Origin of the sequence: Trinickia sp. (assembly GCF_051961175.1) — a bacterium.
Classification (GTDB): Bacteria; Pseudomonadota; Gammaproteobacteria; order Burkholderiales; family Burkholderiaceae; genus Trinickia.
The window spans coordinates 1-8,476 of the sequence record NZ_JBQCDN010000455.1; the positions used below are offsets into that span (position 1 = coordinate 1).

11 protein-coding genes, 1 tRNA gene and 2 pseudogenes are annotated in these 8,476 nt (G+C 62.7%); 8 read left to right on the top strand and 6 right to left on the bottom strand.

Annotated elements, in window-relative coordinates; genetic code table 11:
* Positions 1 to 52 precede the first annotated feature (52 nt).
* Positions 53 to 127 (top strand) — tRNA-Gly (locus ACTHL0_RS25875).
* Positions 128 to 232: 105 nt separating this feature from the next.
* On the opposite strand, the pseudogene ACTHL0_RS25880 reads toward ACTHL0_RS25875, so the two are convergent.
* Positions 233 to 571 (bottom strand): annotated as a pseudogene (locus ACTHL0_RS25880) (methyl-accepting chemotaxis protein); the annotation flags it as partial.
* Between the two features lie 66 nt (positions 572 to 637).
* The gene (locus tag ACTHL0_RS25885; RefSeq protein ID WP_440569924.1) at positions 638 to 847 is read right to left on the bottom strand and encodes a hypothetical protein; all 210 of its coding nucleotides are present in this window, start codon (positions 845 to 847) and stop codon (positions 638 to 640) included.
* A 245-nt stretch (positions 848 to 1,092) separates the two neighbouring features.
* Here ACTHL0_RS25885 and ACTHL0_RS25890 point away from each other — a divergent pair, with 245 nt between their 5' ends.
* The 4 genes from ACTHL0_RS25890 to trmB all read left to right on the top strand — a co-directional run bounded on the left by ACTHL0_RS25890 (position 1,093) and on the right by trmB (position 3,574).
* Positions 1,093 to 1,386 (top strand): hypothetical protein, encoded by a 294-nt coding sequence (locus ACTHL0_RS25890; protein ID WP_440569925.1) that lies wholly within the window; start codon positions 1,093 to 1,095, stop codon positions 1,384 to 1,386.
* Between the two features lie 253 nt (positions 1,387 to 1,639).
* A complete protein-coding gene (locus ACTHL0_RS25895) occupies positions 1,640 to 2,080 on the top strand; it encodes a lysozyme inhibitor LprI family protein (protein ID WP_440569927.1) in 441 nt (146 codons plus the stop codon).
* Between the two features lie 270 nt (positions 2,081 to 2,350).
* On the top strand, positions 2,351 to 2,557 hold the full coding sequence (locus ACTHL0_RS25900) for a hypothetical protein (RefSeq protein ID WP_440569928.1): 207 nt from the start codon (positions 2,351 to 2,353) through the stop codon (positions 2,555 to 2,557).
* A gap of 228 nt (positions 2,558 to 2,785) precedes the next feature.
* Positions 2,786 to 3,574 carry a tRNA (guanosine(46)-N7)-methyltransferase TrmB gene (trmB, locus tag ACTHL0_RS25905; RefSeq protein WP_440569930.1) on the top strand — a complete coding sequence of 263 codons (789 nt, stop codon included), beginning with the start codon at positions 2,786 to 2,788 and terminating at the stop codon, positions 3,572 to 3,574.
* A gap of 94 nt (positions 3,575 to 3,668) precedes the next feature.
* Here the strand turns inward: trmB and ACTHL0_RS25910 are convergent, their stop codons facing one another.
* The 4 genes and pseudogenes from ACTHL0_RS25910 to ACTHL0_RS25925 form a co-directional block, all read right to left on the bottom strand.
* Positions 3,669 to 4,502 carry an undecaprenyl-diphosphate phosphatase gene (locus ACTHL0_RS25910; protein ID WP_440569931.1) on the bottom strand — a complete coding sequence of 278 codons (834 nt, stop codon included), beginning with the start codon at positions 4,500 to 4,502 and terminating at the stop codon, positions 3,669 to 3,671.
* A 78-nt stretch (positions 4,503 to 4,580) separates the two neighbouring features.
* Positions 4,581 to 5,186, bottom strand: a complete 606-nt coding sequence (locus ACTHL0_RS25915) for a DUF1439 domain-containing protein (protein WP_440569932.1) — start codon at positions 5,184 to 5,186, stop codon at positions 4,581 to 4,583.
* A 48-nt stretch (positions 5,187 to 5,234) separates the two neighbouring features.
* Complete coding sequence (gene trpS / locus ACTHL0_RS25920; protein WP_440569933.1) at positions 5,235 to 6,248, bottom strand: tryptophan--tRNA ligase; 1,014 nt, start codon at positions 6,246 to 6,248, stop codon at positions 5,235 to 5,237.
* Between the two features lie 92 nt (positions 6,249 to 6,340).
* A pseudogene (locus ACTHL0_RS25925) lies at positions 6,341 to 6,592 on the bottom strand (YkgJ family cysteine cluster protein); the annotation flags it as partial.
* A gap of 156 nt (positions 6,593 to 6,748) precedes the next feature.
* Here ACTHL0_RS25925 and ACTHL0_RS25930 point away from each other — a divergent pair.
* From ACTHL0_RS25930 to ACTHL0_RS25940, 3 genes are all read left to right on the top strand, one after another.
* Complete coding sequence (locus tag ACTHL0_RS25930) at positions 6,749 to 7,006, top strand: hypothetical protein (RefSeq protein WP_440569934.1); 258 nt, start codon at positions 6,749 to 6,751, stop codon at positions 7,004 to 7,006.
* Between the two features lie 87 nt (positions 7,007 to 7,093).
* Positions 7,094 to 7,747 carry a protein-L-isoaspartate O-methyltransferase family protein gene (locus tag ACTHL0_RS25935; protein ID WP_440569935.1) on the top strand — a complete coding sequence of 218 codons (654 nt, stop codon included), beginning with the start codon at positions 7,094 to 7,096 and terminating at the stop codon, positions 7,745 to 7,747.
* Positions 7,748 to 7,826: 79 nt separating this feature from the next.
* Positions 7,827 to 8,150: a rhodanese-like domain-containing protein gene (locus ACTHL0_RS25940; protein ID WP_440569936.1), complete on the top strand. Its 324-nt coding sequence runs from the start codon at positions 7,827 to 7,829 to the stop codon at positions 8,148 to 8,150.
* Positions 8,151 to 8,476 lie beyond the last annotated feature (326 nt).

Consider the following 8,476-nt stretch of genomic DNA (forward strand, 5'->3'; position numbering starts at 1 on the left):
CGCAAAACCCCACTCCCCAAAGCACCCAAAACCCTGTACAATCTGCGGCTCTGCGGGCGTCGTATAATGGCCATTACCCTAGCTTCCCAAGCTAGAGACGTGGGTTCGATTCCCATCGCCCGCTCCACACACCATCCAGCCCTTTGATTCCACGGGCTTATGTGCGTGCCTCGGCTCGGAGAAGACACCGCGACCGGTTTGTTGGCCGCAGGTCAGTCCCTTACCCCACCGCTCAGGCAAGCCTGAACACCGAAACGGCATCCTTCAAGTTCTTCGCCTGCTCCTCCAGCGACTGCGCCGACGCCGCAGCCTGCTCAACAAGCGCCGCATTTTGCTGCGTCACTTCATCCATTTGACTGACCGCCTGGTTGACCTGCTCGATTCCGCGGCTTTGTTCCTCAGATGCCGTCGCAATCTCTCCGACGATATCCGACACCTGCTTGATCGCCTGCTTCACCTGCCCCATCGTCGCGCCGACGTCCGCCGCCTGCCTGGCGCCGTCCTGAATCATCGTCACCGATGACTCGATCAAGTCCTTGATCTCTCTGGCCGCAGCCGACGAGCGCTGCGAACGCCGCCCACGATTTTCTGCAGGCTGTGGGTCATCGCCTTCAACGCCGCCATCGGTGGCCCGATTTCATCGCGCGAGGGTCGCTTCGATACGCGCGGTCAGATCGCCCTGCACAACGCGTGTCGCCACCCGTACGGCTTGATTCATGGGGCGCGATACGATGCGTGAGAGCCGCATGGCAAGCGCAATGCCGATCGCAAGGTTGCCGACGAGCAGAAGAACAATCCAGTTGCGCGCCGACGTATAGGTCGTCGAAGCCGCCGCAGCAGATTGCAAGCCGCGCTCTTCATTCCGCTTTCGATCTCGACGAATCTTTAGCAAATTCATGAAATCAAATTGAATTGCGTAATTTCCTGGGCTCCACTAACACACGCAATCCTTCGCATTGCTTTCCCGAAAAATGAAAACAAACGAGAACATTCTTGTTTTGGCGTAAGGAAATCCCGAAACAACATCGATCCGATTCGACGAACGACTGAGGTGTGCGTCATACTCGCGCAGCCATCGGTAAGGAGATGCGGATGCGAGTAATAGCGGAGGAACCCTGGAGTTGGTTCCTGTTGGAGGAAGACGGAAAGCTATATCTGGACGTGCTGGTTGAAAACGGCGCCGTCTCATTCACCGTGACATCTGAGCTCATCTCGGAAGAGGCTGCGCGCTACGCCCAAGATGGCATCCGCTACCTGTCTGACCTGTCGAGCGCAATGCGCCACAAGGCATTGACGCGCCAATGGTCCGCGCCGCCGCTCCCCTCTAATTGGGCGGCGCGCTCAATCACCGCGATTCATGAGTGGCAAAAACGTCGCAACGGGTAAACACGTGAGGCGGCAATTTCGCCTCCCACCCCAAATTTCCCGCGCATTCAAGCCTCTCCGCCCTCCGCTAGAGTTGCTATACTCCCCTGCGCTCCCCTCGGAGAGCGTGCAAACGCCCGAGCCGCACACCCGCATCGTTCGCTCCATTCGAGCCCCACGAACCTGCGGGTCCCCGCCAGGATTCCGATCACACGCCCTTCGCTCGGCGCGTCATCCGGAGCCGGCAAGTTGCCTCTGACGACGTGAACCAGCCATGTCAGCGGAAAAACCATCGAACCGCGTTTTCTTACTGATCCTGATCGGCTTGCTGTCGATGTCGGCCGCTGCCTCGGCACAAACGCTGACCGACGAGTTGGCTCAGCGCAGCGGCATGAGCCCGGCGGAGGTCCTGACGCTGCTCGCGAACTGCGATGCGAACCGAACGAGCATGAAATTCTGCGCGTGGCGCGACGAACTCGCCGCCGAACGTACCCTGCGCCGGCTCATCGACGAAAAACGCGCCGCCTCACCCAAGTGCGGCGCCGCCCTCGCGCAAAAAGTCGCCACCTGGCAAAAGCGACGCGACGAAACATGCCAACAATCGGCCGAGCGCCAATGGACTGACGGGTCGATGCAATCCGCCGCGGTCGCCCTATGCGCAACGGATCGCACGAAACAACTGATGCAGTCGCTCGCGTCGAACACCTGCCAATAGCCTCGCCACCCATCTCGCCTATCGAGCGCTTGAAAAGTCGCGCGCCACCCTCCACTCTGTACACGTTCGCTTCGCCGCTTTTTGCCCGAATCGGCGCTTGCGCTGAGCCCGCGCGCCAGCTTTCAAGACAAACAACCGGAGCAATTCGAATCATCGAGGAATTTTCGGCGCGCACGGCTGTCGATACGAGGCTCGGCCAAACGACGAACAACCCTCGCCCCGGCCGCCCGCACACTTCTAACGCAATCGAAAACGATGGAACGGTATTTCATGTCACGTACGAGCGCCATTGGGCTGCTCGTCGATACGCGTCAAGCGCTCGCCGCCGACCTGCATGAAAAGCCGTCGCACGGCGGGCTCAGTAGCGAGCAAATGCTCCGTGACGTCGAACGCCTTTTGCTCGATGTGCGCGTCGGGCGAACCCGCGAGTTTCAACTCGAATTTCCGAGCCGCATCCACGTCATCGTCTCGGATTAACGCGGACACGCCGATCAACCCGCACTAGCGCCGACAAAGCGCCACCGTCCGCACGCGCGGGTACCCGGTTCGAATTTCACGCGCGGCCGCGTGCTCGCCGACATCGTCTACAATCTCGCCCACGACTCGACGCCGGCCACGCGCCGGCACGCATCCGACACGCAAGCCGCCCCGCCTTGGCGGCTTTTTCATATCGCCGGGTGCCGACGCCTTCGACTGCCAGATACCATGATTCACGATCCAAACGAACCGGGCCTGCCGCCCGATGCCCCCGGCAACACCGGCGACGCCAACGAATCCAACGAGAACGAGCACGACCTCACCGCGTCGTCCGCCGATGAATCGCCGCTCTTCCGGCGCCGCATCCGCAGCTTCGTCACGCGCGCCGGCCGTGTATCGACGGGCCAACGCCGCGCCATGGACGAACTGGGCCCGCGCTTCGTCGTCCCCTACTCGCCCGATCCCGTCAACTGGGATGCGCTATTTGGCCGGCAAGCCCCGCGGGTGCTCGAAATCGGCTTCGGCATGGGTGCGACCACGGCGGAGATCGCCGCCGCGCGGCCCGGTGACGATTTCATCGGCGTGGAAGTGCACGAACCGGGGGTGGGCGCGCTGCTCAAGCTCATCGGCGAAGCTGCGCTCACGAACATCCGGATCATTCAGCACGATGCGGTAGAAGTGCTCGAACACATGATCGAGCCGGGCACGCTCGACGGCGTGCACATTTTCTTCCCCGATCCGTGGCACAAGGCGCGGCATCACAAACGCCGGTTGATCCAGCCGCCGTTCGTCGCGCTACTGGCCTCGCGCCTCAAGCCCGGCGCCTATCTGCATTGCGCGACCGATTGGCAAAACTACGCCGAGCAAATGCTCGAAGTGCTCGGTGCCGATCCTTCGCTCGAAAACACGGCGCCCGACTACGCGCCGCGGCCCGACTACCGCCCCGTTACGAAATTCGAACGGCGCGGCTTGCGGCTCGGCCACGGCGTGTGGGATCTCGTCTTCAAGCGTCGTTAAGCGTCATCGGAAACACACCCCGCCGCGGGCGCCGCACAGGCCGGCGAGTGAGCGGGTTGTGGCAATCCGGCCGGGGCGCCGTGGCACGTTACGGTCAGGCGCCCCAGTTCACATCGCCGTAGCCGATGACGAGCACGATCATCCCGAACGCGATGCGATACCAGGCGAAGGCCGTGAAATCGTGGGTGGCCAAATAGCGCAGCAGCCAGCGCACGCAGATGAAGGCGCTCACGAATGCCGCCGCTGTGCCGGCCGTCAGGATATCCGCCATATCGACGAACGCCGAGCCCCGGTGTTTGATCAGTTCGTACAGCGTCGCCCCGCCGATAACGGGTATCGCCAGAAAAAACGAAAACTCCGTCGCCACGCGCCGCTCCACACCCAGCAGCATTGCGCCGATGATCGTCGAGCCGGAGCGCGACACGCCGGGAATCAACGCGCAGCATTGGGCGCACCCCACTTTGAGCGCATCGAGCGGACGCAATTCGTCGATCGTCCGAATACGCCCCGTTGCCCCGCCTGACCCGCGCTCCCGCGCCTGAGCCCAAAGGATGACGACGCCCCCCGCCACGAGCGCAAGCGCGACCGGCACCGGCGCGAACAGCGCCTCCTTGATCACCGCTTCGAAGCACAGCCCGAGCACCACGGCCGGGATTGTGGCGATGACGACGTTCAGCGCAAACCGGCGCTGGGTGTGATCGCCCCAGACGCCGGATGCCACGCGGCCGATGCGCCGCCGATATTCCCAGCACACGGCGAGGATGGCGCCGAACTGAATGACGACGTGGAATGTCTTGGCAGAATCGCCGCCGAAGTTCAGCAAGCTGCCGAAGACGATCAGGTGTCCCGTGCTGGAGACGGGAAGAAATTCGGTGAGTCCTTCGACGATGCCGAGAACCAATGCCTTACCGATCAGTAACCAGTCCATCGATGCCCTCTCTTCGATTCCAATGGCGCGAAGGGCCAGGCGATGGAGCGCGCGCAGCCACTCGCGGCCGCGCAGCCGTCATTTCTCGACGATCTGAACGCGTATGCCGTTTGTAAGGATCGTAATTGTACCGGGTTCGAAGTTCACACCGGCGAATTGCAGCTGCTCGGGCTTGAACGTATAGATCGGATAGCCATCGAGCCACTGTGCCGCGGCGAGCGCGCCGGCCGCCTCGATCTGCTGCCGGTAGGCGCGCGCCTGGCCATCCCCCCCGCCGCGCTCGACCGTGGGCGCGCGCAGGACGACGGAATGGCTGGGCGCGTCGTATTGGAGCTGGCTCGACAGCAGAAACGCGCCGTCGACGGGCTGCTGCAGAAACGGACTTTCGATATGCGCGTCGACATGAACCGTCACGCGGTCCGCACCGGGCTCGAATCCGACGACAGGATTCGTCAACGCCACCTGGAACAGCTGCGAAACGGTGTGCCGGTACGGAAACTTCCGGGCGACCGCCATCTGCACCTGATCGCGCGAAAACGTGTAGTGATCGGGGATGAACGGAAACGTCGGGCTGGCGCAGGCCGTGAGCGAGGTGCCCAGACCCGCGGCAACACTCGCGCAAGCGATCGCCGCGCAAGCCAAGCCCAACAACCGGCGCCGGCGGGGCGCGACGGCGTAAGTCATGCATAACCTCCTGGTTCTACCTCTACCTATTGCACCTGCCCGCTATTCTTACTCGAAGTAGGACAGTCCCAGCGCGCCTTTTACTTCTGATAACGTTTGTCCGGCCACCTCCCGAGCGCGCGTCGTGCCGCGGCGCAGGATTTCCAGCACTTGCGCCCGGTCGGCCTCGAATTCGTGTCGACGCGTACGGATCGGTTCGATGATCGCCTGCAGCCGTTCATTCAGCACGCGCTTGACGACGCTGTCGCCCAGCCCGCCGCGACGATAGTGCGCCTTCAGTTCGTCAACCTTCGCCGTATCGGGCTCGAACGCATCGAGGAATGCGAACACCACATTGCCCTCGACTTGGCCCGGGTCGCTCACGCGCAGGTGATTCGGGTCGGTGTACATCTCTTTCACCGCCTTCGAGATCTCATCGGGATTGGCGCCGAGCGTAATCGCGTTGCCCAACGATTTACTCATCTTCGCCTTGCCGTCGATGCCCGGCAGCCGCGGCGTCTGGGACAGCACGGCCGCACACTCCACGAGCACTTCGCGTTCGACGATGTGATTGAAGCGGCGCACGAGTTCGTTCGCCTGCTCGATCATCGGCAGCTGGTCGTCGCCTACCGGCACGTGCGTCGCCTTGAAAGCCGTGATGTCAGCCGCCTGGCTGACAGGGTAAGTCAGGAAGCCAGCGGGAATGTCGCGCTCGAAACCGCGCAATGCGATTTCCGCTTTGATCGTGGGATTGCGTTCGAGGCGGGACACCGATACCAGATTCAGCAGGTACTGCGACAACTCCGCGAGTTCAGGCACCTGCGACTGAATGAAGATAGTCGACTTCGCGGGGTCGATCCCGACGGCGAGGTAGTCGAGCGCCACTTCGAGTACGTTCTCCGTCACGCGCTGATGGCGGCCGACGTTATCGGTCATCGCCTGCGTATCGGCGAGCAGCAGGAACTGCGTCGCTTCGTGCTGCAATTGCACGCGTGCGCGCAGCGAACCAATGTAGTGTCCGAGGTGAAGCGGCCCCGTCGTGCGATCGCCCGTGAGGATAACGGGCTGTTGGGTGTTCGTCATGGTCAAGTGTTCTGATGTTCTGTGTTTTGATGTTCTGTGTTTTGATGTTCTGTGTTTTGATGTTCTGTGTTTTGAAAGCCGGGATCGTTGCCGGGCGACGTCTGTACTTCGACATACCCGAGCCAGCGCAGGGCCTGCTCGCGATTGTCGCCGCACATGACTTCGTCGGGCTGCAACGACGAACACACTGCAGGCCGATCCGGATGCCCGAAGATCTTGCAGCGCTCGTTTTCGTCGAGCTGCACGCAGCGCACGCCCGCGGGTTTCCCCAAAGGCATACGCGGAATGGGGCTGGAAATCGACGGCGCGATACAACACGCCCCGCAGCGGTCACGGCATTGCATGGTAGAGCCAATCAACAGGGATGAAGAGGGACGGCACCGGCCCGGCGGCTGGCGCAAAAACGCCTGGCCCGCGCTGGACGGCGCACCCGGGATCGGATAAGCGGCACGTACCTTGGTAAAGTAGATGCTTCGCCCGAGATTTTAGAGGATCCCAGCATGCGCGGTACGCGCGCCATTTCCGCGGTGCAAAAGCTCAAGGAGCGCACCGGCAATCCCCATTACGCGGCCATCGGCATGCCCGGCGGGCTGTTTCGTCTGGTGGATCGTGCCACCGGCATCGAGTTGCCGCTCTCGGAGCCCCTGCCGCTGGACGCCTTCGTCACGTTCGTCGATGCCATCTCGCCCGCCAAGCCCAAGCGGGTCAGCAAGCTCGATGCAGCGTTCGAGGCGCAGATCAAGCGCAGCAAACGCTGAGGGCTCGGATCCCGCACTCGGTTTGGTACAATCCCGAGGTTTCTTTCCGTCGTACCGAACCGCTACGTCCAAGTCCGCCAAGTCGCCATGAACATCGAGCAAGCCCGTTTCAACATGATCGAACAACAAATTCGCCCCTGGGACGTGCTGGACCAGGACGTGCTGAATCTGCTGTCGATCGTCAAGCGCGAAAACTTCGTCCCCGCCGTCTACCGCGAGATGGCTTTCGCCGATCTCGAAGTACCGTTGCCCACGGGCGAGCATATGCTCTTCCCGCGCGTCGAAGCGCGCATCATGCAAGAGCTGGCCGTGAAGAAGCACGAAAGCGTGCTCGAAATCGGTGCGGGCTCCGGCTACATGGCCGCCCTTCTGGCGCACCGCGCCCGTCACGTACTGACGATCGACATCAAGCCGGAACTCGTCGAACTCGCCAAGCGCAACCTCGCCGAGAACGGCGTGACGAACGCTGAAGCGGCACTCGGTGACGGCGCCCGCGGCTGGCCCGCAGCGGCGCCCTATGACGTCATCTGCGTATCGGGCGGCCTGCCCGTGCTGCCGCAGGAAATGCTCGAGCAATTGAAGATCGGCGGCCGCCTTGCTGCGTTCGTCGGTACGGCACCCGTCATGAAGGCGCAAGTCATTACGCGTATCGACGAAAAGCAATTCCGCGTGGCCGACGTCTTCGAAACCTACGTCGAACCGCTCGCGAACGCCGTCCAGCCGCCGCGCTTCAAGTTCTAAGCATTCCTCCCGCAGCCGGCGCAGCCATTCAGGCCGCGCCGGCCTGACATCGAACCGCCCTTCCGATCGATTGCCCATCATGCAAAACCTGACCGCACCCGCACTCGCCGAATGGCTGGCCGATACGTCGCGCCCCGCCCCCGTCCTGCTCGATGTCCGTGAGCCCTGGGAAGTCGCCACCGCGCATATCGCCGGATCCGTGGACATTCCGATGCGCGATATCCCGGCCCGCAGCGAGGAACTCGACGACGAAGCGCAGATCGTCTGCATCTGCCATCACGGCGCACGCAGCGCCAACGTGGCGATGTTTCTCGAAGGACGCGGCTTCAAGCACATCTTCAATCTCCAAGGCGGGATCGACGCGTGGTCGCGTCAGGTCGATGCAAAGGTACCGCTTTATTGAGCGTTGATCTTTAGTCTTTGATCGCCGATCTTCGATCGCTGCGATCCGCTCGAAAGGCCGCCGGCCCCGATTCACGGGCCGGCGTTTTTTTTGGGGCAACGCAATCACCAATATCGCGCGTCGCGCTCGCGTTCAGCGCGCGGCGCACCATGTTGATCCCTGTTCGTCTCCGGCGCTGACCGGTTCGATCGCGCCAACCGCCGCACCAGCCGCATTCGGCCTCCCGCAGCTTCGATTGGCATACCCCTTGCGTTACACGCACGTCCGCGGGGGGGGCACCCCACGCGCCGTCGGGGGCGGGCGCCCGGCCCGGCCCAAAACGCCAT

What these genes read in the sequence shown, in the direction of transcription:
- ACTHL0_RS25895 (WP_440569927.1), top strand. Translation starts at nt 1,640, where the DNA reads ATGTCAGCGGAAAAACCATCGAACCGCGTTTTCTTACTGATCCTGATC.
- ACTHL0_RS25915 (WP_440569932.1), bottom strand. Translation starts at nt 5,186, where the DNA reads ATGACTTACGCCGTCGCGCCCCGCCGGCGCCGGTTGTTGGGCTTGGCT.
- trmB (WP_440569930.1), top strand. Translation starts at nt 2,786, where the DNA reads ATGATTCACGATCCAAACGAACCGGGCCTGCCGCCCGATGCCCCCGGC.
- ACTHL0_RS25890 (WP_440569925.1), top strand. Translation starts at nt 1,093, where the DNA reads ATGCGAGTAATAGCGGAGGAACCCTGGAGTTGGTTCCTGTTGGAGGAA.
- ACTHL0_RS25900 (WP_440569928.1), top strand. Translation starts at nt 2,351, where the DNA reads ATGTCACGTACGAGCGCCATTGGGCTGCTCGTCGATACGCGTCAAGCG.
- ACTHL0_RS25930 (WP_440569934.1), top strand. Translation starts at nt 6,749, where the DNA reads ATGCGCGGTACGCGCGCCATTTCCGCGGTGCAAAAGCTCAAGGAGCGC.
- ACTHL0_RS25910 (WP_440569931.1), bottom strand. Translation starts at nt 4,502, where the DNA reads ATGGACTGGTTACTGATCGGTAAGGCATTGGTTCTCGGCATCGTCGAA.
- ACTHL0_RS25940 (WP_440569936.1), top strand. Translation starts at nt 7,827, where the DNA reads ATGCAAAACCTGACCGCACCCGCACTCGCCGAATGGCTGGCCGATACG.
- ACTHL0_RS25935 (WP_440569935.1), top strand. Translation starts at nt 7,094, where the DNA reads ATGAACATCGAGCAAGCCCGTTTCAACATGATCGAACAACAAATTCGC.
- trpS (WP_440569933.1), bottom strand. Translation starts at nt 6,248, where the DNA reads ATGACGAACACCCAACAGCCCGTTATCCTCACGGGCGATCGCACGACG.